This window comes from Nocardia sp. CDC159, assembly GCF_023740735.1.
Lineage (GTDB): Bacteria > Actinomycetota > Actinomycetes > Mycobacteriales > Mycobacteriaceae > Nocardia > Nocardia pulmonis.
This window is the reverse complement of sequence record NZ_JAMRXH010000006.1, coordinates 435,146-455,918: the sequence shown is the minus strand read 5'-3', so window position 1 is coordinate 455,918 and position 20,773 is coordinate 435,146. Positions and strand designations below refer to the sequence as shown.

At 69.0% G+C, this 20,773-nt stretch carries 18 protein-coding genes and 2 tRNA genes; 7 read left to right on the top strand and 13 right to left on the bottom strand.

The genetic code is table 11. The features are described 5' to 3' along the window. Window positions 1-147 precede the first annotated feature (147 nt). The 3 genes from NDR87_RS16970 to mihF form a co-directional block, all read right to left on the bottom strand. Window positions 148-232: transfer RNA gene (locus tag NDR87_RS16970), tRNA-Leu, on the bottom strand. Window positions 233-556: 324 nt separating this feature from the next. Continuing rightward, window positions 557-641, bottom strand: a tRNA-Leu gene (locus NDR87_RS16965). A gap of 98 nt (window positions 642-739) precedes the next feature. After that, window positions 740-1,054, bottom strand: coding sequence for an integration host factor, actinobacterial type (gene mihF / locus NDR87_RS16960; RefSeq protein ID WP_062505765.1), 315 nt, complete (start codon window positions 1,052-1,054; stop codon window positions 740-742). A gap of 285 nt (window positions 1,055-1,339) precedes the next feature. On the opposite strand from mihF, the gene NDR87_RS16955 reads away from it, so the two are divergent. Then, window positions 1,340-2,332: an LLM class F420-dependent oxidoreductase gene (locus NDR87_RS16955; RefSeq protein ID WP_251913868.1), complete on the top strand. Its 993-nt coding sequence runs from the start codon at window positions 1,340-1,342 to the stop codon at window positions 2,330-2,332. 261 nt (window positions 2,333-2,593) lie between these two features. Beyond that, window positions 2,594-3,619, top strand: a complete 1,026-nt coding sequence (locus NDR87_RS16950) for an alpha/beta fold hydrolase (RefSeq protein WP_251913286.1) — start codon at window positions 2,594-2,596, stop codon at window positions 3,617-3,619. Here the strand turns inward: NDR87_RS16950 and NDR87_RS16945 are convergent, their stop codons facing one another. The 6 genes from NDR87_RS16945 to NDR87_RS16920 are packed head-to-tail and all read right to left on the bottom strand — an operon-like array spanning window position 3,620 to window position 10,871. Beyond that, window positions 3,620-4,960 (bottom strand): hypothetical protein, encoded by a 1,341-nt coding sequence (locus tag NDR87_RS16945; RefSeq protein WP_251913288.1) that lies wholly within the window; start codon window positions 4,958-4,960, stop codon window positions 3,620-3,622. It abuts the gene before it with no gap. A gap of 26 nt (window positions 4,961-4,986) precedes the next feature. Then, the gene (locus tag NDR87_RS16940) at window positions 4,987-5,826 is read right to left on the bottom strand and encodes an ABC transporter permease (RefSeq protein ID WP_251913291.1); all 840 of its coding nucleotides are present in this window, start codon (window positions 5,824-5,826) and stop codon (window positions 4,987-4,989) included. Next, the gene (locus NDR87_RS16935; RefSeq protein ID WP_251913293.1) at window positions 5,826-6,782 is read right to left on the bottom strand and encodes an ATP-binding cassette domain-containing protein; all 957 of its coding nucleotides are present in this window, start codon (window positions 6,780-6,782) and stop codon (window positions 5,826-5,828) included. The genes NDR87_RS16940 and NDR87_RS16935 overlap by 1 nt, the downstream gene beginning before the upstream one ends. Beyond that, window positions 6,779-8,029 (bottom strand): glycosyltransferase, encoded by a 1,251-nt coding sequence (locus NDR87_RS16930; protein ID WP_251913296.1) that lies wholly within the window; start codon window positions 8,027-8,029, stop codon window positions 6,779-6,781. Before NDR87_RS16930 ends, NDR87_RS16935 begins: the two co-directional genes overlap by 4 nt. Beyond that, on the bottom strand, window positions 8,026-9,447 hold the full coding sequence (locus tag NDR87_RS16925) for a condensation domain-containing protein (RefSeq protein ID WP_251913298.1): 1,422 nt from the start codon (window positions 9,445-9,447) through the stop codon (window positions 8,026-8,028). Before NDR87_RS16925 ends, NDR87_RS16930 begins: the two co-directional genes overlap by 4 nt. After that, entirely contained in the window at window positions 9,447-10,871 is a 1,425-nt protein-coding gene (locus NDR87_RS16920) for a condensation domain-containing protein (RefSeq protein WP_251913300.1), read from the bottom strand. The genes NDR87_RS16925 and NDR87_RS16920 overlap by 1 nt, the downstream gene beginning before the upstream one ends. 850 nt (window positions 10,872-11,721) lie before the next feature. Between NDR87_RS16920 and NDR87_RS16915 the strand changes: the two genes are divergently transcribed. Then, window positions 11,722-12,537, top strand: coding sequence for a tetratricopeptide repeat protein (locus NDR87_RS16915; RefSeq protein WP_251913302.1), 816 nt, complete (start codon window positions 11,722-11,724; stop codon window positions 12,535-12,537). A 2-nt stretch (window positions 12,538-12,539) separates the two neighbouring features. On the opposite strand, the gene NDR87_RS16910 is transcribed toward NDR87_RS16915, so the two are convergent. From NDR87_RS16910 to NDR87_RS16900, 3 genes are read right to left on the bottom strand one after another with little or no spacing between them, the layout of a single operon-like run. Then, window positions 12,540-13,271 carry a M50 family metallopeptidase gene (locus tag NDR87_RS16910; RefSeq protein WP_251913304.1) on the bottom strand — a complete coding sequence of 244 codons (732 nt, stop codon included), beginning with the start codon at window positions 13,269-13,271 and terminating at the stop codon, window positions 12,540-12,542. Then, window positions 13,268-14,299 carry an aldo/keto reductase gene (locus NDR87_RS16905; protein WP_251913306.1) on the bottom strand — a complete coding sequence of 344 codons (1,032 nt, stop codon included), beginning with the start codon at window positions 14,297-14,299 and terminating at the stop codon, window positions 13,268-13,270. The genes NDR87_RS16910 and NDR87_RS16905 overlap by 4 nt, the downstream gene beginning before the upstream one ends. A gap of 9 nt (window positions 14,300-14,308) precedes the next feature. After that, window positions 14,309-16,582, bottom strand: a complete 2,274-nt coding sequence (locus tag NDR87_RS16900) for an excinuclease ABC subunit UvrA (RefSeq protein ID WP_251913308.1) — start codon at window positions 16,580-16,582, stop codon at window positions 14,309-14,311. Window positions 16,583-16,761: 179 nt separating this feature from the next. Here NDR87_RS16900 and NDR87_RS16895 point away from each other — a divergent pair, with 179 nt between their 5' ends. Beyond that, a complete protein-coding gene (locus tag NDR87_RS16895) occupies window positions 16,762-17,073 on the top strand; it encodes a hypothetical protein (RefSeq protein WP_251913310.1) in 312 nt (103 codons plus the stop codon). On the opposite strand, the gene NDR87_RS16890 is transcribed toward NDR87_RS16895, so the two are convergent. After that, window positions 17,010-17,285, bottom strand: a complete 276-nt coding sequence (locus NDR87_RS16890) for a hypothetical protein (RefSeq protein WP_251913312.1) — start codon at window positions 17,283-17,285, stop codon at window positions 17,010-17,012. The genes NDR87_RS16895 and NDR87_RS16890 overlap by 64 nt on opposite strands. Window positions 17,286-17,543: 258 nt before the next feature. Between NDR87_RS16890 and NDR87_RS16885 the strand changes: the two genes are divergently transcribed. From NDR87_RS16885 to NDR87_RS16875, 3 genes are all read left to right on the top strand, one after another. Continuing rightward, complete coding sequence (locus NDR87_RS16885) at window positions 17,544-18,752, top strand: helix-turn-helix domain-containing protein (protein WP_251913315.1); 1,209 nt, start codon at window positions 17,544-17,546, stop codon at window positions 18,750-18,752. A gap of 73 nt (window positions 18,753-18,825) precedes the next feature. After that, window positions 18,826-20,343 carry an aldehyde dehydrogenase family protein gene (locus NDR87_RS16880; RefSeq protein WP_251913317.1) on the top strand — a complete coding sequence of 506 codons (1,518 nt, stop codon included), beginning with the start codon at window positions 18,826-18,828 and terminating at the stop codon, window positions 20,341-20,343. Then, the gene (locus tag NDR87_RS16875; protein ID WP_251913318.1) at window positions 20,343-20,744 is read left to right on the top strand and encodes a DUF779 domain-containing protein; all 402 of its coding nucleotides are present in this window, start codon (window positions 20,343-20,345) and stop codon (window positions 20,742-20,744) included. Before NDR87_RS16880 ends, NDR87_RS16875 begins: the two co-directional genes overlap by 1 nt. The last annotated feature ends 29 nt before the right edge of the window (window positions 20,745-20,773 follow it).

The window sequence follows — 20,773 nt, the reverse complement described above, 5'->3', positions numbered from 1 at the left end:
GATCGAGTCCTTCGGCGACATGGCCGCCGTCCTCGACGCAGGCACCCCACAGGACCGGGCCGCCCTCTACGAAGCCCTGGACCTGGAGCTCCGCTACGAGCCATTCGAGCAGGCCGCAGCCGTCAGCATCCGTGTGGTTGAAGTAGGTGTCCGGAGGGGGACTTGAACCCCCACGCCCTTAATCGGGCACTAGCACCTCAAGCTAGCGCGTCTGCCATTCCGCCACCCGGACCGGTGGTGCTGGGCAAGCTTAGCCGATGGTGGGCGGGAGGACGAAATCCGTTGGTCGCGGGATGATTCCGGACACATGGCCGGGCTCGCGCGCATCACCGCAAACAGTCGGCGTATCGATCGGAGGGGAAGCTGTCGCCATCGTGAAGTCGTGGTTCGGCAGACACCGAACATGGTGGCCCACCGCTTCGCGACCTCGAGGCAGGCGGTCCATCGGCGCCGGCCACCGCGGTGCGCACGTTGGCTGTCGTGGGCGCTGAAAAGAAATCAGCCTCCAGGCTGGGCCTGGAGGCTGTTACTGTAACTCCGAGTTACATATACTCTGTGTCCGGAGGGGGACTTGAACCCCCACGCCCTTAATCGGGCACTAGCACCTCAAGCTAGCGCGTCTGCCATTCCGCCACCCGGACCGGTGGTGCTCAGCAAGGTTATCGGATACATCCGCGAGGTCCAAATCACGGGGTTACGTGCTGGTCTGCGGGGTTTGCTGAGCGCCGCCAGCACTGCGTCAGTTCTTCAGGGCCTCGAGCAGCGCGGCCCGCTGCCGGGAGCCCAGGCCACCGATGCGACGGTCGGCGGGGATGTCGGCCTCGTCCATGAGCTTCGCCGCCTTGACCGGCCCGATGCCCGGGAGCGCCTTGATGACGGCCGCGACCTTCGTCTTCTTGACCAGGTCCTCCTTGTCGGCGCGCTTGAGCACCTCGGCCATGGAGACCTTGCCCTTGCGGACCTGTTCGATCAGTTCCGACCGGGCCTTGCGGACCGCGGCCGCCTTGGCCAGCGCTGCTGAGCGTTGCTCGGCGGTCATGGTGGGAAGTGCCATGTTTGCAACCTTTCACTCGTTCGCTGGAACCTCAACGGCACCGATTGAACATCACCGGAGCGCGGGTGGTGGTCCGACACACCGCGAGGAAAATCGAGGTCGCGACCGCGAGAACCCGCGCGGCCGCTTGGTATGCGGGCGATTTGCCGGGCTTTCCCGCGGACTGGACACTCGATCTTGGTGCCCGGAACGGTTGCCGACCGGGCGATCGGCCGCGACAGTGGGTGCCGGTGCCACGGTGAGATCGCGCCGCGGTCCGATTCGAAGACGAAGAAGGAGAAGCAGTTGCGCTTCGGCATTTTCATCCCGCAGGGTTGGCGACTCGACCTGGTCGGCATCGACCCCGCGGCGCAGTGGCGGGTGATGCGCGATCTGGCGCAGCGAGCCGATGCGGACGAGGCGTGGGAGTCGGTGTGGGTCTACGACCACTTCCACACCGTGCCGGTGCCGACCGAGGAGGCCACCCACGAGGCGTGGACGCTCATGGCGGCGTTCGCGGCGGTCACCTCGCGGGTGCGGCTGGGGCAGATGTGTAGCGCGATGGCCTACCGCAACCCCGCCTATCTCGCGAAGGTCGCCGCCACCACGGATCTGATCTCCGGCGGCCGGGTCGAGATGGGCATCGGCGCGGGCTGGTACGAGCACGAGTGGCGGGCCTACGGCTACGGATTCCCCTCGGCGGGTGAGCGTCTGGGTCGGCTCGATGAGGGCGTGCAGATCTTCCGGCAGGCGTGGAGCACCGGCGAGGCCACCCTCGACGGCAAGTACTACCGGGTCGACAAGGCCATCGTGCGCCCACTTCCGTTGCAGCGGGGCGGCATTCCGATCTGGGTGGCCGGAGGCGGGGAAAAGAAGACGTTGCGTATCGCCGCGCAGTACGCGCAGTACACCAATTTCAGCGGAGATCCGGAGGAGTTCGCCCGCAAGTCGGACATCCTGCGCGAGCACTGCGCCGCGGTCGGCACCGATTTCGACGCGATCACCCGCAGCGCCAATTTCAACGTCGTCATCGGCGCCACCGAGGCCGAGGTCGAGGATCGCCTGGCCGCCCTCGTCGACCGCCTCACCCCCGCCGCGGGCGCCGACCAGGCCAAGGGCTGGGTGGACAGCATGTTCCGCACCTCCCAGGCCACCGGCACCCCCGACAAGGTCATCGAAAACCTCACCCGCCTACGCGATCTCGGCCTCGGCTACACCATCGTCAATTTCCCCGAGTCCGCCTACGACACCACGGGCATCGAGCTGTTCGAACGCGAGGTGGTCCCGGCACTGCGCTGACCCCGCGCCTTCGGCCCCCGCAGCCCCACCCTCGACTCCCCCGTGCCGAAGGCGCGGGGGTACGGCGTGCCCGTTGCTCGAATGGAACAATCGAAGCCGATCATGCGACGAAAAGGAGCCGTGGTGCGGGTTGCGGGCAGGCTGGTCGGGGTGGTGGCGGTGGTTGTCGGGGTTGTGGCTGGGTGTGGGGCCTCGGGGGGTGGTTCCGGTTCGGAGGGGGTGAAGCAGGTTGGGGGGCTGGTTTCACAGCGGACGCTCAGCGTGTCCGATTCCGAGCTGTCGGGTGCGGCCGCGTCGGGGACCTATATTCGGTATCTGTCCACCGCACCGGACAAGTCGACCGTGGAGGTTTCCGGGGCGGTGTTTCTACCCAAGGGGCAGGCGCCGGAAAACGGGTGGCCTGTGGTGGCTTTCGCGCATGGGACCTCGGGGGTGGCCGAGCGGTGTGCGCCGACGGACTCGCCCGATTTGTATGGCAGCGCCGATACCGTTGCCAAATTGCTCGGGGAGCGGGTCGCGGTTGTCATGACCAACTACCAGGGGCTCGATGGGCAGGGGGCCTCGTCGTATCTGGAGACCCCGGCGCTGGGGTACAACGTGCTCGATGCGGTGCGGGCGGCGCATCGGACGAACTTGCCCTTGGCGCGGAAGACGGTGCTGTACGGGGTGTCGCAGGGCGGGCGGGCCGCGGAGGCGGCGGCCGAGAGTGCGAAAGACTATGCGCCCGAACTGGATATCGTCGGCAATGTGCTGATCAATCCGGCCCTGCGGGTGGAGGTGGCCGCCTCGGTCGAGGCTGGCACGCTGAGCACCGACCAATACCTCGTGCTCCCTTACGTGATCACCGGCGTCCGTTACCACCACCCGGACTACGGATTCGACCGGTTGCTACGCGGTGATCTGCTCACCGCCGCACCGCGCCTGGCCAGCGCCTGCACCGGCGAGATGACCAAGGCGGATGTCGATGTCGCCGCGTCGGCGGGGCCGCAGGAGGTCCGCTTCGCCGACGACACCGCGCGCAAGGAGTTCACCGACTACGTCACGGGTACCAATCTGCCCCGGGCGGCCAGCGGTATCCCGACCCTGATCCTGCGCGCCGACCGAGACGTGCTGGTGAACACCGCCTGGTCCACCGCGGCCGTCGCCGATATGTGCCGCCTGGGAATTCCGGTGCAGGACAATATCCTTCCCGGCGACCACGGCGGCTTCACCGAGGGCGGCGACCGCTGGAAGCCCTGGTTGGCCGAGCGCCTCGCCGGACGCCCCGCACCGCCCGCGACCTGCTGACTACCAGAACGTCGGCGTGAGCCCCCACGCCGCGAACTCCTCCTCCACATACCCGCGCAATGCCTCGCGGGTCGGGAAGCGGTCGGGATCGGCGGCGATCACCGACAGGGTCACCGTCTGCCCGTCGCTGGACCACGACATGTTCACCCCGACCTCGGTGCGGCGCAGGAATTCGGTCTCGGTGGCCCGGATCACCGGCCGCATCAGGACCGCGGCCGCGGTCGCCGCGCCCAGGGTGGCCACCGTCTGCGCGGTCTCACCGAGATTGGTGCACAGGCAGATCGGCGCCTTGGAGGTACGCACGAACCGGCGCGCGACGAAATCGGGGATCACCATCTGCACCGGCTGCAGATGCTGTAGCGCCGGGGTGGTCGCCGGGTCGCCGTAGGAGGAGATGGCCTGCTTCGTCGCGGCCCGGATGTGGGTCAGATCGGCGAGATCACCCTTGCGATAGGGCACGCTGATCGGCACGCCGGTGGTGGCATTGCCGCGCGGATCGTCGGGCACGCGCAGCGAGCGCGGGATGTCGACGCGCACCTGCTCGCCGTCCTCGATGCGCCCGCAGCGCCCCAGCACCCCGACCGCGGTGCCGAGCATCAGCCCGTTCGCGGTGCCCGCATGGGCCGCCGCCACCGAATTCCATTGCTCCAGTGGCACATTCAGCACCAGCTCGGCGGGCTGATGACGCTCGGGCAGATCCAGCCGCGGCTCCTGCGGGCGCGGCCGCCGTCCGGGCTCGGTGACGTGCCGGGCCCGGTACGCCTTGCCGATGCCGGACACGATGGCGCGCACCTGCCCCGCCGCATCGGCGAGATCCGACCGCAATCGCCCGCGTGCCGGGACCTCGCCGACCAGCCGTCCGCTGCCGTCGGCGCGCTCGGCGGGCAGCCCCCGCGCCACCCGGGCCAGCGCGTCCTGCACCGCGAAGATCACCGCACCGCCGTCGGCCCCCACGTGCGAGGTGACCAGCGACAGCAGCGTCCCGCCCGCGAACGGCGCGGCCGACAACCGCCACAACCGCCCGCTGGCCGGATCCAGATCGGCGTCGGTCTGCGCCGACAGCCAATCCACCACCCCGTCCGCGGGCACCGGATCCGCCTGCCAGTCCAACGGATTCGAGGCGATGGCGGGCGCCCAGTACGGCCGCGCGAACGGCATCCGGGTCGGCACCACCCGCCGGGCCAGGAAGCCCTGGGTCAGCTGGGCGTGCAACGCCTCCACCACGGCCCGCTCCAGCGGTGCGTCGAACCGCCAGGCCAGCTGGTTCACCAGCACCGACCCGAACAGCCGGTGCACCTTCCAGAACAGATCGTCGTCAGCGGTGAGTCGATTGACTGCCATTGCCCCACATACCTTTCGAACAGTTTCTAGCGGGGACGCAGCGCCCGCATCGTGACCGGCGCGAACACCAGCAGCACCACCAGCGCCCCCACCACCGACCAGACCGCGTCCGAGCCGAAGCGGCCGTCGTCGGCCAGCGTGCGCACCGCCGACACCAGATGCGAGACCGGGTTGACGTCGGAGACGTGGCGCAGCCAGTTCGGCATGGCCGCGGTGGGCACCAGGGCATTGGAGGCGAAGGTGAACAGCATCAGGATCAGCGCCGAAATGCCCTGCACCGCGGTCGGTTTCGACATGGTGACGCCCACCGCCGCGAAGATCCAGCTCAACGCCGCCGTCACGCCCACCACCAGCAGCGCGCTACCGATGAGCCCCCATGGATGCGCGGGCCGATACCCCATCGCGAACCCGACGATCACGACGGTCGTCGCGGCGATGGCGTAGCGGGTGACCCCGGCGGTGAGCGCGCCGATGATCGGCGCCAGCCGCGCCATCGGCATCGAGGCGAACCGGTCCTGCACCCCGGAGCGGATGTCCTCGCACAGCTGCACGCCGGTCGCCACCGACGCGGTGAGCACGATCTGCACCAGCACGCCCGGGATCAGGGTCGGCAGATAGGCGTGCACGCTGCCCGCGATGGCGGTGCCGAAGATGTTGCCGAACAGCACCGGCCCCACGATCGGCAGCAACGCCGCGTCGTAGAGCAGCTGCGGGCTGCGCTTGAAGGTCAGCAACCCGCGCAGCGCCATGATCAGCGACTGCCGCACGGTCGTGACCACCCCGATCCGGGTGACCCGGGGGCGGCGGTCGATCCGCTGCGCGCGGGGCCGTTCGTCGGCGGTCTGCGCCACGGTCAGGGTGGCCATCACGCCGCCCCCTGCCGCTCGGCATGCCCGGTCAGGGCCAGGAACACCTCGTTGAGATCGGGGCGATCGACCCCGAAGCCGCGCAATCGGATTCCCGATCGACCGAACTCGACAAGGACCTGGGTGGCGGTGTCGATATCGGGCAGCGGCACCGACAGCGATCCGCCCTCGGGCGCGATCCGCGCGGTCGCACCGGAGATCCGTTCGGCGAGCGCGACGGCCGCGGCCAGACGCGCCGGATCGGCGAGTTCCAGCCGCAGCACCTCCTCGCCAACGGAGGTCTTCAGCTCGTCGGCGGTGCCCTCGGCGACGATCGTGCCCCGGTCGACCACGGCGATACGGTCGGCCAGCACGTCGGCCTCCTCCAGATACTGCGTGGTGAGCAGGATGGTCACGCCACCGGCGACCAACGAGCGGACCATCTCCCACATCTGCATGCGGGTGTGCGGGTCCAGCCCGGTCGTCGGCTCGTCCAGAAAGATCAACGGCGGCAACGTGATCAGGGTCGCGGCCAGATCCAGCCGCCGCCGCATACCGCCGGACAGCGCACCCGCCGGGCGCTGCGCGGCCGAGGTCAGCTCGAACTGCTCGAGCAGTTCGGCGGCGCGTCGGAAGGCCGCGCGCCGCCGCAGCCCCAGGATTCGCCCGAAGACGCGCAGGTTCTCCTCGGCGGAGAGGTTCTCGTCGACCGAGGCGTACTGCCCGGTCAGCCCGATCATCGAGCGCACCGCCGTTGCCTCGCGGACCACGTCGTAGCCGAACACCCGGGCGCTGCCACGGGTGGGCCGCAGCAGCGTGGCCAGCATCCGCACCGTGGTGGTCTTACCCGCGCCGTTGGGGCCGAGCAGCGCGAACACCGTCCCGCTCGGCACCCGCAGATCGATGCCGTCGACGGCGGTGAAGGAACCGTAGGATTTACCCAAACCCGTTGCCTCGATGGCTGTTTCGGTGGTCACGAGAACCTCCTCTCCACGGTGGGCAGCGTGGCCGGACGCCGTCCGGCGCCGAACAGCTCGACCACATCGGCGGTCCGGGCCACTCCGTCGTGGCGGAAGCGGGCGGCGAAGGCCGCCGCCCGGCGCACGACGGGATCGCTGTCGGCATGCCGCAGCGATCGCTCCAGCCGCGCCGGGGTCAGCCGCGAAAACGGCAGTGTCGCACCGACTCCCAACTGTTGCAGCCGCTGGCCCCAGTAGGGCTGATCGGCCAGGAACGAACACACCACCGAGGGCACCCCGGCCCGCAGCGCCGCCGCGGTGGTGCCCGCGCCGCCGTGGTGGATCGCCACCGCGCAGCGCGGCAGCACGGTCGAATGGTCGACCGCGCGCACGATCGCGAGATCGTCGGTGAAACGCGGTTCGACGGCATTGGATCCGGTCACGAACAGCAGTCGCCGCCCCAGCCGACGGCATGCGGCGCGCACCATGTCGATGGTCGCCCGGGCATCGCCGACCGGCATCGAACCGAATCCCGCATAGACCGGCGCACCGCCGGTGGCCAGCCAGTCCGACAGCGCGGCATCGATGCGATCGGTCACCGGGGGCGGCACCAGGAAGCCGACGAACGGCCGGTTCGCACCCCACTCCTTCGCCAGCCCCGCGAACAACCGTTCGTCGTAGGCCTGGATATCGATCCGACCCGGGCACCCGAGACCCAATGCGCGCCTGCGCAATTCGGTGACATCGGGCGCCACCGCCCAGGCGCGGGCGCGGGCGACCGCACGCCAGCCCAGCCGGTTCACCACGCCGGGCACCCGTCCCCCGAACGGCGCGGGCACGATCGGCACCGAACCGCTGGGCCGAATCGGGAAGTAGTGCACCGCCGCGAACGGGGCTCGCGCATAGGCGGCCACGCCCTCGGCGACCTCCTCGTTGGCCATCGCGCCGACGACCACATCCGCGCCCTCGGCCAGCGGCAGCAGATCCTCGGCCGCCTCGGTGAAGCCCTGCCGGTTGAGCTCGCGCAGGTGCCGCAGCCGAGCGCGCGGGCCGCCCCGGCCGCGGTTGCCGAGCTGAGCCCGCAGCAGTTCGTCGGTGTCCAGGCCGAACGGCCGTGCGGGGACGCCGTATTCGGTGGCGAAGCCGACCAGATTCGGCGACACCGCCAGGGTGACGTCGTGGCCGCGCCGGGTCAGTTCGCGGGCGAGCAGCACGCCCGGTTGGGCGTCGCCGCGACTGCCGCCGAAGGCCAGCAGGGCCCTCATACGCCCACTCCGCGCGTCAGGGCGCGGCCGGGGCGATAGTTACCGGTCGTGGCGATCTCCACCAGGGTGGCGCGCAGCCGCTCCGCATAGCCGGTCAGCCGCTCCCAGGCCACCGGGACGTCCGGAGCACCGATGCTCACGAAGTATTCGGTGGCGTTGCGGCCCAGCCAGATCGACAGCGTCGAGGTGGTGCCGTCGGCGGTGAAGATGCGGGTATCGGCGTCCGGGGCCTGCAGCGCGGCGGCCTGCCGCAGATCCAGGATGGTCACGAAACTTGGTTCCCGCGTGACCAATTCGGCGCCCCGACCGGCCCGCAGCACCCGCGCGATCGCGCCGTGCACGGGCAGCCGCGACATCCGCCGCGCCCGCTCCAGCCCCGCCCGGACCGCGGGCAGCACACCGGCGAGATCGGGGGTGGCGGGCAGCGCGAACGACACCGGCACGAAATTGCAATACCAGCCCTGTCCGGTGGCGAACCGCTCGCCGAAGCGGGTGCCCAGCACATTGAGCGTCCAGTACCGGTCGCGTCCGGTCAGCTCGTAATCGGTCAGCGCGAGCGCGCCGAACAGCGCCGCCGACAGCGACGCCCCCGAATCATTCAGCACCGCGTCGAAGGAGCGGGCCTGCTCGCCGTCGAGCAGCGTGAAGGTGCGGATCTGTCGCCGATACCGCTCCCCCGGTTCGGTGCCCAGGTCCAGCACCGACACCGGCAGCCGGTAGCCGGTCTCGGCCAGCGCCCGATCCCACTGACCGAACAGCTCGTCGGCGAGTGCGTCGGCGGCGCGGCCGTGTTCGTCGGCGGCGTAGTCGGCGTTGCCGCCGACCGGTGCGCGCCAGCGCGTTTCGCGATCCTCGACCGTGGCCCGGTACCGCTCGGTCAGCTCCAGCGCCGCCAGCGCCTGCGACATGCCGTCGCTCAGCGCGTGATCGGCGACGAAGACGAGGTCGAACCCGTCACCGGCCGGTGCCGCCGCGAAGGCCGCGGGCGGCCAGGCCAGCGGCGAGGCCGCGGCCTCGAAGTACCGCTGCAATTCGGCCGTCCACTGCTCGCCCTCGGCCGTGCCGTCGAGTTCGGCCGCCTCGAATTCGATCGCCGCCGGATCGACGACGTGGCGGGCGAAACCGTCCTCGATGGGCTCGAACCAGGTCCGCAGGCCGTCGTGCGTCCGCACGAACGCGGTGATCGCGTCCACCAGGGCGGTGCTGTCCAGCAGACCCGGAATATGGGTCACCACACCGAGATACGGCGGATGCGCCGGATCGGCGACGGCGGCGCGCAGATGATCCAGCTGCAGGAAGCCCGGCGGCGCCGGGGAGATCGCCGCGGTGGCGGCGGCCGCGCGCGCCGCGGCGGTGGGCCGCACCACGATCGGCCGCGCGGTCACCCGCAGCGACTCGTCCAGTCCCCCGGTGCGCATCAGGCCGCCCCTTGTCCGGCCACCACCGCCAGCATGGGCTCGGGCGCGGCCGTCGCGGCCTCGCCGAATTCCCGCAAGATCGCGGTGAATTCGTCGATGAAGCGCTGCAGCACGGCCGGGGAGTAGGCCGCGGGGAACCGCGCGGAGATGTTGAGGCCCTCGGCCGCGCGCACGACCCAGAAGTAGACCTCGTCGCTGGAGTAGGAGTCGGCCCGCAGCGCCCGGCCGCGCAGGCGAGTGATGAGCTCGTTGTCGGGCAGGCGGCGGATGTCGACGTAGGACACCGCGAAGCGCGGCCGATCCCGCACGTCGAGCAGTTCGAAGATGCGCTCGGCCGGGGCGAGGGTCGCGGCCTTGGCGTGCCGCAGCGCACCGTCGGTGGCCACCAGCGCGTCCTGATAGTTCGCGCCGCCGGGGACCGGGATGGCCAGCGGGACGATGTTGACGAACCAGCCCATCGACTCGGCCCAGCGCTTGTGCGGGCGGGTGGCCACCGGCATGATCGTGCGGAATTCGGGTTTGCCCGACAACCGGCACGACGCCAGGGCCAGCGCGGCGAAGATCGCCGTGGTCGGGCGGTGACCCAGTGCGGCGGCGGCCTCCTCGGTCGCCGCGATCTCCGGATCGGTGAGCAACCAGCGCGAGACGCTGGTCTGCGGCTGCTCGGCGGTGTCCTCGACGGCCGCGACCGGGGGCGCGAAGCGCGGGAACCGGCCGTCGGAGGCCGACAAGAAGTTTCGCCATACCTCGGTGGGGGTGCATTCGGCGGTCAGCGCGGCGGCGGCCTGCCGTTCCACCAGCGCGTAGTCGGCCGGGCTGGCGAAGGTGTCGGAATGCGGCAGGCTGGTGCCGTCGAGCAGCGCGCGGTAGAGCGCGCGCAGTTCGGTGACGATGAGCACCTGGCTGTAGGCGTCCATGACCGAGTGGTCGGCGCCGACCAGCACGGTGAAGTTGCCGGTGTCGCGGTGCTCGACCGTGGCGATCACCACGTGCGGCCACACCAGCGGCGAGAGCCGCTCTTCCAGCATCTCGCGCAGATAGTCGTTGAGTTCGGCCGAGGCGCTCACCTCGGGAATCCGCTCGTGCACGATGTCGACGTCGAGCGCGTCGCAGGTCAGCCGACCCGCGCCGCAGTCGGCGGCGGCGACGGTGGTGCGCAACCCCTCGTGCCGGGCGTGCCAGGCCCACACCAGATCACGGACAGCACGGGCGTCGAAGGGGGCGTCCATCTCGAAGATGGTGCCGATCCAGCGGCCGCGACCGGGGCGCGGATCGGTGGCGTCGAAATCGCGATGGTACTTCTCGTGTACGCACGTCAGCGGGCGTTCGTCGACTTTCCATTCGGTGCCGGGTGCGCGGACCGCGCTCCACAGCGTGAGGGTTCCGGGCCGGATATCGAAATGCGAAAGGATCGTGTATTCCATTGTTCCCTCATTGGACCTTGCAATGCCTGCGCGCCACGCGATGAAACGAGAACGCAAGATTTTGCGTTGAAAGATTTTGTCGGGAGATTGCGAGTCAGCGCTGACCGGCGGAACGCCCGGCTTCGAGGGTTTGGTCGGGGGCGACCTCGAGAGCCTGGTGGCGTCGGAGTCACTGTACGACAGTTAAGGAAGGGCTGAAAAGCGTGTTCACCATCACAGTACTTCCGCGCGGAAGTATCTGTCGATCATGTAAAGCGGAGGTGAACGACACTTTTCAGAAACTCGCGAGTCAAGGATATCGCTCGCATCGGCACAAAACCACCGGAGGCATCTGTTGACGAAACAACTCACATTTGTGTTGTAGCATCAACCAGCCTGGTCAGCACTGTGCACCCTGTTGCAGGATGGGCCGGAACCGACGTAGAAAAAAAGCCGTCTTTTTAGGATCCGGGAAATCGAAATCATTTGCCCCGGGGCGATATGCCCGGATTCATCCTCGTTCGTCCCGGATCATCGAGGCACGACACGCGCGAATGCAGGCAACGCCGACGTTACGCCGCCGCCCCGAACCAGGCCCGACCGCCGTGGCCCCGGCCACCACCACATCGACCGTACCGGGCATGGCTTCGGCCGTGCGGGTAGGCGCTCGCACGCCCGGTGCCCCACCTTCCGCCGCCCCGCCGCCCGCGCAATCTGGCATTGGGTGCAAATCGGTCGGTCGAATTCCGGTGTGCGGGTTTGCTGTCCGCAGTTCCTGGCAAATACCTGTTCGTTCAGCGATTTTTCCGCGCCGCGAGTACTAGCGTATGGCCGAATCCTTCCCGACAAGCCGCGGCGAAAGGTGGGCACGATGACCGGGCCGTCCCTGTACGGCGAGCAGGACGAGGCGGTGGTGTCACTGGCCGAGCGCTATGTCAGCGCCGAACCGGTCGACTGGCACGGGGAGTCCGTCTATCCCATGTACTGTGCCGAGCTCGGGCCGGATCCGACCACGGTCTCGCTGCGGCTGCGCTCGGCCGCGCCGCCGGAGGGGTTGCTGGGCCTGGGTCTCGGGCTGTCGATGCTCGGCGGGCACGTCGCGCTGGAGGGACGGCGGCTGCGCGGGGTCGACGTGTGGATCGATGCCATGGCAGCGGGCATCGAACTGGAGGTGCAGGCGGCCGGTCCGGAGGCCTCGTTCACCCTGACCCCGGTGTGGATGGACACCGCGGGCGTCACCGAATCCTGGACCGGCAACTACGGCATCCTCCTCGAGCGCACCGCCGAGGGTCGCCCGCTGCTGTACTGCAGCGCGGGCGTCGGCGATCCGGACTTCACCGAACTGGTCGTCGAGGTCGATGTCACCGCCGCCCCCACCGACGAAAGCCGTTACCGCGGTGCGCTCTACGACCTCGGCGTCGCCATGCACGGCCGCGGCGACCTGGAGCAGGCGTGCGCCCTGTGGACCCAGGCCGCCGATTTCGGCCACGCGGGCGCGGCCTACGACCTCGGCGTCGTGCGCTACCGCCGCGGCGAACTCGCCGAGGCCGAACGCTGGTGGCGCGCCGCCGCCGACAGCGGCGACATCCGCGCCATGGCCGGTCTCGCGGAAATATTGGACCGCCAGGGCAATCCGAGCGAGGCCCGCGTCTGGCGGGCCTGCGCCGGAAGTATGCGGCGCGGCTGAATTCAGGCGCTGCCCATCGAGGGCCAGTAGCCCAGCAACAACCGCCCGCCGAAGATCAACGCCGCCAACGCCCCCGCACCGAACAGCAACACCCAGAACAGGCCGGGAATCCGGGTGAGATAGGCCAGCTGGTCGGCATCGGAGCCGTCGCCGCGCATATGCACGCGCTGCAATTCGGCAATCGTGCGCATTCCACCGAACAGCAGAAACCAGGCGACCGCATAGCCGAAAACGCCCTGCTGCACGACGGTTCCGTACCAGGACACCGCGAACACCACCGCCCCGGCGCACAACACCGCCAGCAGACCGAACAGGTTGCGGATCATCACCAGCAACACCGCGAGCGCGGCCACCACCAGCCACAGCATCAGCGTCAGCCGCCCCTCGGCCAGCAGCGCCGCGCAGCCCAGCCCGAGCGCCGAGGGCGCCGGATACCCGGCCATGGTGGTCAGAATCATGCCCAGCCCGTAGGGCTTTCCGCGCGAGACCGTCACCCCCGAGGTATCCGAATGCAACCGAATGCTGCGCAGCGTGCGCCCGGTCAGCACGGCCACCACCGCATGCCCGAGCTCGTGGGCGATCGTCACCGCGGTCCGCAGGATCCGCCACAGCGGCGGATACACCACGGCCAGCAGCGCCGCCCCGGCCGTGGCGAGCACCACCCACAGCGGCGGATGCGGTGACACCAGGGTCAGCCGCTCGGCCACCGACGACACCGACTCCGCGACCGTCATCGCCCGGCGAGCGCCTCGGTCGCGGGCTGATCGCGCATATTCTCGATGAACCAGTTCGGATACACCGGCGCGGGCGGCATGGCGGCGTCCAGCTCGGCCACCTCCTCGGGGTCCAGCCGCAGCTCGGCCGCGCCCAGATTGTCCTCGAGCTGCGGCAGTTTGGTCGCACCCAACAGCACACTGGTGACGGCGGGCTTGGCCAGCAACCACGCCAGCGCCACCTGCGCGACGCTGGCCTGATGCTTGTCGGCGAGGACGCGCAGGCGCTCGATGAGCCCGAATCCCCGCTCCTTGTCGAAGGGCAGGATGTCGAAGCCCGCCAGCCGGTTGTCCGGATCGGTCAGCGATTCGCGGGTGTACTTACCGGACAGGAAGCCGCTGGCCAGCGGGCTCCACACCGTCAGCCCGAGCCCGTAGCGCTCCAGCATCGGCAGCACGTCGCGCTCCACGTCGCGGCCCACCAGCGAATAGTTCATCTGCCCGTGGGTGAACGGCGCCCACCCGTTGGCGCGCTGAATCTCCATGGCGGCGGCCACCTTCCACGCCGACCAGTTCGAGAAGCCCAGATACCGGGCCCGTCCCGACCGCACCACCTCGTCGAGCGCCGCCAGCGTCTCCTCCAGCGGCGTGAACGGATCCTCGCGGTGCGCGATGTACACATCGACCCAGTCGGTACCCAGCCGCCGCAGGCTCTGATCGATCGACCACAGGATGTGCCGCCGCGACAGGCCCGACCGGGTCAGCGGCGTGCCGGTGCGGAACCCGACCTTGGTCGCGATGACGACATCGTCGCGATGCGGCGCAAGCGCCTGCCCCAGCAGGGTTTCCGACTCCCCGTCGGCATAGCCGTCGGCGGTGTCGAAGAAGTTGATCCCCGCGGCCAGTGCGCGTCCGACCAGTTCGTGCGCCAGATCGGCGCCGACCTTGTACACCGCGCCGAGGTCACGGTTGCCCGCGGTGAAGGTCATGGCGCCGAAGGCGAGCCGGGAGACGATGAGGCCGGTATTGCCGAGCGTGCTGTACTGCATGCGCCGACCCTATCCGGCCACCTTGTACTTGCGCAGGTGCAGACCCGTCAGCGAACTCGGATGGGCGAGCAGTTCGGCGGGGGTACCGGTAAAGACGACCTCACCGCCGTTCTTACCGCCGTCGGGACCCAGATCGATCACCCAGTCGGCATGCGCCACCACATCCAGGTTGTGCTCGATGACGAGCACGGTATTGCCCCGCTCGACCAGCGAATCCAGCAGTGCCAGCAGGGTATCCACATCCGACATGTGCAGGCCGGTGGTCGGCTCGTCGAGGACGTAGACCGAGCCGGTGCGGTGCAGCTGAGTGGCGAGCTTGATGCGCTGGCGCTCGCCGCCGGACAGCGTGCTCATGGCCTGGCCCAGCGTCAGATACGGCAGCCCGACCTCGATCATGGTGCGCAACTTGGCATTGAGTGCCCTTTCGGGGAAGAACTCCACGGCCTGCTCGGCGGGCAGTTCGAGCACATCGGCGATCGATTTGCCGCGCAGCCGATGGGCGAGCACCGCCTCGGAGAAACGCCGCCCCGCACATGCCTCGCAGTGCGTGGTCACCGGATCCATATAGGCGATTTCGGTGATGATCACCCCGCGTCCCTCGCAGGCCGGGCACGCGCCCGCGGAATTGAAACTGAACAGCCCGGCGGGCTGCCCGGTCTCCTTGGCGAACAGCTTGCGAATCGTATCCATCAACCCCAGATAGGTGGCTGGAGTCGAGCGCGACGACGCGGCGATGGCCGATTGATCGACAACGATCGCCTCGGGATGGCGCGGCACGAATTCGTCGCGGATGAGGCTGGACTTACCCGACCCGGCCACGCCGGTGATCGCGGTCAGCACACCCGTCGGGATCGCGACGGTGACGTTCTTCAGGTTGTGCGCGGTGGCCCCGTCGATCACCAATTCGCCGGTGGCCGTACGGAAGTGCTCCTTCACCCGAAACGGCCGGCGCAGCCCGGCCCCGGTCGGCGTGTCGGCGGCGCGCAATTCGGCGAATGTCCCGGTGAACACGATCTGCCCGCCGTGCGTGCCCGCGCGTGGCCCGACATCGACGATGTGATCGGCGATCTGGATGACATCGGGATCGTGCTCGACGACCAGTACGGTATTGCCCTTGTCGCGCAGGGCCGTCAGCATCCGATTGAGCCGCCCGACATCGCGCGGATGCAGTCCGACGCTCGGCTCGTCGAAGATGTAGGTCATCCCGACCAGCGTCGAGCCCAGATGCGTGATCATCTTCAGCCGCTGGCCCTCACCGCCCGACAGCGTCGAGGTCGGGCGGTCCAGGCTCAGATAGCCGAGCCCGATATCGGCCACCCGCTGCAGGGCGGTGCGGGTGGCCTCGGCCAGCCCGCGCGCGGCCGAATCCTCGATCTCGGCGACGACCGCGATCAGATCGGTGATCTGCAGCCGCGTCCACTCGGCGATATTGCGCCCGCCGATGCGGGTCGCCAGCGCCTCGGGCTTGAGGCGCGCGCCCGCGCACGCCGGGCAGATGCCCTCGGACAGGAAGCGCTGGATCTGCTCGCGCGACTTCTCCGACAGGCCGCTGGTGTCGCGCTTGATCTTGGTGCGAGTGAACTTGTCGGCCAGCCCCTCGTAGTCGGCCTTGAAACTGCCCTTGGCGAAGGTCATTTCCACCTTGCCGCCGCTGCCGTGCAGCAGGTCGTGCCATTCCTCGGCGGAGTAGTCGGCCAGCCTCTTGTCCGGATCGAACCGCCCCGAACTGCCGTACATCTGCCAGTCCGGGCTGCCGACGGCGTGACCGGGCAGCAGGATCGCGCCCTCGTTCAGTGTTTTCGAGCGGTCCAGCAGCCTTTCCTCGTCCACCCGCAATGTCACGCCGAGGCCGTCGCACTCAGGGCACATGCCCTGCGGGGTGTTGAACGAATAGTCGTAGACCAATCCGGTCGAGGGGGAACCGAAGCGGGCGAACAGCCCCCGGATCATCGAGTAGATGTCGGTCATGGTGCCGACGGTGGAGCGCGGACCGCCGCCCACGGGCTGCTGATCGATGATGACCGGCGCGGCGAGATTGTCGATCGCCTCGGCGTGCGGGCGCTCGTAACGGGGCAGAAAGTTCACCACGAACGGCGGCAGCGTGGCGTAGAGCTGACGCTGCGCCTCCACGGCGATGGTGTCGAAGACGATCGAGGACTTGCCGGAACCGGACACCCCGGTGAATACGGTGATCTTGTTCTTGGGGATGTCGAGTGAGACGTTGCGCAGGTTGTGCTCGCGGGCACCACGGATGCGGATCGGATCGGCGAAAGCGTCGGGCATGGCGATCACCTTGCCAGAGCGGACCGACAAAATGCCCGACGTATTGTGATGCAGATCACATATTTTCAACTTCGCTATTTCCGGGATCTCCCGGAGGTGGTGCGCCCCGTCCACCCTCTAGGCTGGGCTGCCGACAGCCGGGATCGGCCCGCTGCCCGAACACACCAGGAGACCGCTTGATGACCCCCACGCGCTGGACCGCCGCCGGATTGGCCGTCGCCGCAACGCTTCTCGGTGGCTGCACCGACGTCCAGCGCGCGCTCAACAAGGGCGGTGACACCCCGTGCAGCGAATATGTGAAGCAGGACCAGGACACCAAGCGGATGACGGTCACCAAATTCGTCAAACAGCAGACCGGGGACGAGCACGAGCCCGCGGGCACCACGGTCGACGCCACCATGGTCGCGGTGGACTTCCTGTGCGGTACTCAGCGCAATGCCGAGACGCCGATCAAGAACGCCGATCTCGCGGGCATCTTCTTCAACAAGTGATCCGCGGGAGCGTGCTCGCGCATCTGCTTGTTCAGCGGTTCGAGGTTCAGCGGCCGGGCGGGCTCCTCGACGCGGCCACGGGGCGACGGATCGCTCGGTTGTTCGGGGCGCGTCGGAGGCACGCTCGGATCCACGGCCAATGCCGCGGGAGCGGTTGCCGCGACGGCGGCGGCCAGCGCGAGGGCGGCCAGCGATAGGCGGACACGCGTCAAGACCCGTCTCCTTCGGAAGGGGATGTGGTGATCGAGTGACCATCTGCGCGCAGCGGTTAGCAGACAACCACCGCCCGCTCCCGAAGCTCGGCAATCCGCCCGGCGTGTCGCAAGGTATTTGCGGCGTGTCCGGTCAAGGGACCAGTCCGCGCCGACCGCTCCCCCCGCCGCCCGGCACGCGGGAATCGGCCCCGCGGCCGTCGTGGGTAGGCAATGATGGGGAGCTCAGGGACTTTTCGGACCATGAGGTTGTTCGCGATGCCACAGAACCGCACCCTGTCCCAGCGCCGTGCCGCGCTGGAACAGGAATGGGCCCGGTGGGCGGCCACCCGTGCCGCGGTGCCGGGCGACACCCTGCTGCGCACCGAGGTCGTGCAGTCCTGGCAGCGCTCGCTGCCGACCGTGGATCCGGGCTGTGCCGCCGCCCCCGCCGACGACGCCGAGATCGGCGCACGCTGGGCGCATTCGCCGCTGCGTGGGCCGGTCACCGAGCTGGCCGACGAATTACGTTCCATCACCGACGATTCCGGCTTCGTCGCCGCGGTCACCGATGAGCGCGGCACCATCCTGTGGTCGTGCGGCGGCCGGGTGATGCGCCGCCGCGCCGAGGCGGTCAACTTCGCCCCCGGCGGCCGCTGGGACGAAACGCATATGGGCACCAACGCCCTGTCGCTCGCCCTGCGCACCGGGCAGCCGAGCACGGTGTTCTCCGCCGAACATCTGGTCGCCGCCCTGCACGGCTGGGTGTGCTACTGCGCGCCCATCCACGCCCCCGACGGACGGCAGTTGGGTGTGCTGGATTTGTCGACCACCTGGGACCGGTCCCACCCGCTGGCCATGTCGACGGTGCGGGCGCTGGTCTCGGCGATCGAATCGCGGCTGCCCGCCCAACCGCCCGCCCGCGGCTGCGAACTGCGCCTGGACTGCCTCGGCACCGCCATCCTGACCCGCTCGGGCGCACCGATTCGCCTGCGCCCCAGGCAACTCGAGATCCTGACCCTGCTCGCGCTCGAACCCGACGGCTACACCCCGCAGCGGCTGCAGGCCGCGGTCTATGGCGACCGCCCGGTCGCCGCGGCCACCCTCAAGGCCGATGTCTCGCATCTGCGCCGCGCGACCGGCGGCGACATCTCCAGCCGCCGCTATCTGCTCACCCGGCCGATCTCCTGCGACGCGGTGGAACTGCTGGCGGCCATCGCGGCCGGTGACGTCGCGACCGCGCTGCGGCTGTATCGCGGTCCGCTGCTGCCGGATTCGGATACCCCGGGCATCGTGGAGTGGCGGGAATATCTGCTGGTCGGGCTGCGCACCGCCGTGCTGAGCAGCCGAAATCCCACGCATCTGGTGGAATTCGGGGCCCGCTGCCCCGCCGATGCCGAGGTGCACGAGCGCGCGCTGCGCCTGCTGGCCGCCGACGATCCGCGCCGGGCGCTGGTGGCCGCGCGACTGCACAACGCGCTGCGCTGAGCCGCCAACCGTTCGCCAACCCGATCGATCCATAGTGACGCCCGTCACCACGGATCATCGAGGAGCGAGCACCATGATCTACACCAAACCCGGTGCCGACGGCAGCATCGTCGAATTCGCCCGGCGCTACGACAATTTCATCGGCGGCGAGTGGAAGGCTCCGGTCGAGGGCCGATATTTCGAGAATCCCTCCCCCGTCGACGGCGAGACCTTCTGCGAGGTGGCCCGATCCACCGCCGCCGATATCGATCTGGCGCTGGATGCCGCGCACGGGGCCGCCGACGCCTGGGGCGCGACCCCGGCCGCCGCGCGCGCGAATATCCTCAACCGGATCGCCGACCGGATCGAGGCGAATCTGGAACGCCTCGCCGTCGCCGAAACTTGGGAGAACGGCAAGCCGGTGCGCGAGACCCTGGCCGCCGATATTCCGCTGGCGGTCGACCATTTCCGCTATTTCGCCGGTGCGATCCGGGCGCAGGAGGGCGGCATCTCCGAGATCGATGCCGACACCATCGCCTATCACTTCCACGAACCGCTGGGCGTGGTCGGGCAGATCATTCCGTGGAATTTCCCGATTCTCATGGCGGCCTGGAAGCTCGCGCCCGCGCTGGCGGCGGGCAACTGCGTGGTCATCAAGCCCGCCGAGCAGACGCCCGCCTCGCTGCTGCTGGTGATCGAGCTGATCGCCGATCTGCTCCCGGCCGGAGTCGTCAACGTGGTCAACGGATTCGGCGTGGAGGCAGGGAAACCGCTGGCGTCCAGCCCGCGGGTGGCCAAGGTCGCCTTCACCGGCGAAACCACCACCGGACGGCTCATCATGCAGTACGCCAGCGAGAACATCATTCCGGTCACGCTGGAGCTGGGCGGCAAGAGCCCCAACATCTTCCTGCCCGATGTGACCGCCGCCGACGACGAATTCCTCGACAAGGCGGTGGAGGGTTTCGTGATGTTCGCGCTGAATCAGGGCGAGGTGTGCACGTGTCCGTCGCGCGCGCTGGTGCATTCGGCCATCTACGACGATTTCATGGCCCGCTGCATCGAGCGCACCCGGGCGATCACCGGCGGTGATCCGCTCGACGACACCACCATGATCGGCGCGCAGGCCAGCAACGATCAGTACGAGAAGATCATGTCCTATATCGACATCGGCCGCAAAGAGGGCGCGAAGGTGCTCACCGGCGGCGGGATGCGCAAGGTCGACGAATATCCCAACGGCTACTACATCGAACCGACGATCTTCGAGGGCCGCAACGATATGCGCGTCTTCCAGGAGGAGATCTTCGGTCCGGTGGTGTCGGTGACGCGATTCGACACCACCGACGAGGCGCTGCGGATCGCCAACGACACGCTCTACGGGCTCGGCGCGGGCGTGTGGACGCGCGATATGAACACCGCCTACCGGATGGGCCGGGCGATCAAGGCCGGTCGGGTGTGGACGAATTGCTATCACGCCTATCCCGCGCATGCCGCCTTCGGCGGGTACAAGAAGTCCGGAATCGGGCGCGAGAACCACGCGATGATGCTCGATCACTATCAGCAGACCAAGAATCTGCTGGTCAGCTATTCGCCGCACAAGCTCGGATTCTTCTGATGGCGCAACCCCTCTCGCGCATAGACATCACCGAGGACGCGGCCCGGCTGCTCGGCGATCTCGTCGAGCGGTACGGGCCGGTGATGTTCCACCAGTCCGGCGGCTGCTGCGACGGCAGCTCACCCATGTGCTACCCGCGCGGTGAATTCCGGGTCGGCGCGGCCGATGTGCTGCTCGGCGAGCTGCCCGGGAACACCGAGTTCTGGATGAGCGCCGATCAATTCGAATACTGGCGGCACACCCATCTCACCGTGGACGTGGTTCCCGGGCGCGGCAGCGGATTCTCGCTGGAGGCGCCCGAGGGCATGCGCTTTTTGATCCGTTCCCGGCTGCTCACCGACGCCGAGGCCGAACAGTTCGCGGCGGATCCGCCGCGAACGGGTGCGGACCTAGGGGATTGAGCCCGTTCCCGCGAACACCCGGCGGCGCG

Excerpts from the sequence above, each read along its gene's own strand:
- NDR87_RS16940 (WP_251913291.1), bottom strand. The coding sequence starts at position 5,826 with ATGGCCACCCTGACCGTGGCGCAGACCGCCGACGAACGGCCCCGCGCG.
- NDR87_RS16910 (WP_251913304.1), bottom strand. The coding sequence starts at position 13,271 with ATGACGGTCGCGGAGTCGGTGTCGTCGGTGGCCGAGCGGCTGACCCTG.
- mihF (WP_062505765.1), bottom strand. The coding sequence starts at position 1,054 with ATGGCACTTCCCACCATGACCGCCGAGCAACGCTCAGCAGCGCTGGCC.
- NDR87_RS16925 (WP_251913298.1), bottom strand. The coding sequence starts at position 9,447 with ATGCGCACCGGGGGACTGGACGAGTCGCTGCGGGTGACCGCGCGGCCG.
- NDR87_RS16905 (WP_251913306.1), bottom strand. The coding sequence starts at position 14,299 with ATGCAGTACAGCACGCTCGGCAATACCGGCCTCATCGTCTCCCGGCTC.
- NDR87_RS16930 (WP_251913296.1), bottom strand. The coding sequence starts at position 8,029 with ATGAGGGCCCTGCTGGCCTTCGGCGGCAGTCGCGGCGACGCCCAACCG.
- NDR87_RS16945 (WP_251913288.1), bottom strand. The coding sequence starts at position 4,960 with ATGGCAGTCAATCGACTCACCGCTGACGACGATCTGTTCTGGAAGGTG.
- NDR87_RS16880 (WP_251913317.1), top strand. The coding sequence starts at position 18,826 with ATGATCTACACCAAACCCGGTGCCGACGGCAGCATCGTCGAATTCGCC.
- NDR87_RS16885 (WP_251913315.1), top strand. The coding sequence starts at position 17,544 with ATGCCACAGAACCGCACCCTGTCCCAGCGCCGTGCCGCGCTGGAACAG.
- NDR87_RS16895 (WP_251913310.1), top strand. The coding sequence starts at position 16,762 with ATGACCCCCACGCGCTGGACCGCCGCCGGATTGGCCGTCGCCGCAACG.
- NDR87_RS16920 (WP_251913300.1), bottom strand. The coding sequence starts at position 10,871 with ATGGAATACACGATCCTTTCGCATTTCGATATCCGGCCCGGAACCCTC.
- NDR87_RS16915 (WP_251913302.1), top strand. The coding sequence starts at position 11,722 with ATGACCGGGCCGTCCCTGTACGGCGAGCAGGACGAGGCGGTGGTGTCA.
- NDR87_RS16875 (WP_251913318.1), top strand. The coding sequence starts at position 20,343 with ATGGCGCAACCCCTCTCGCGCATAGACATCACCGAGGACGCGGCCCGG.
- NDR87_RS16900 (WP_251913308.1), bottom strand. The coding sequence starts at position 16,582 with ATGCCCGACGCTTTCGCCGATCCGATCCGCATCCGTGGTGCCCGCGAG.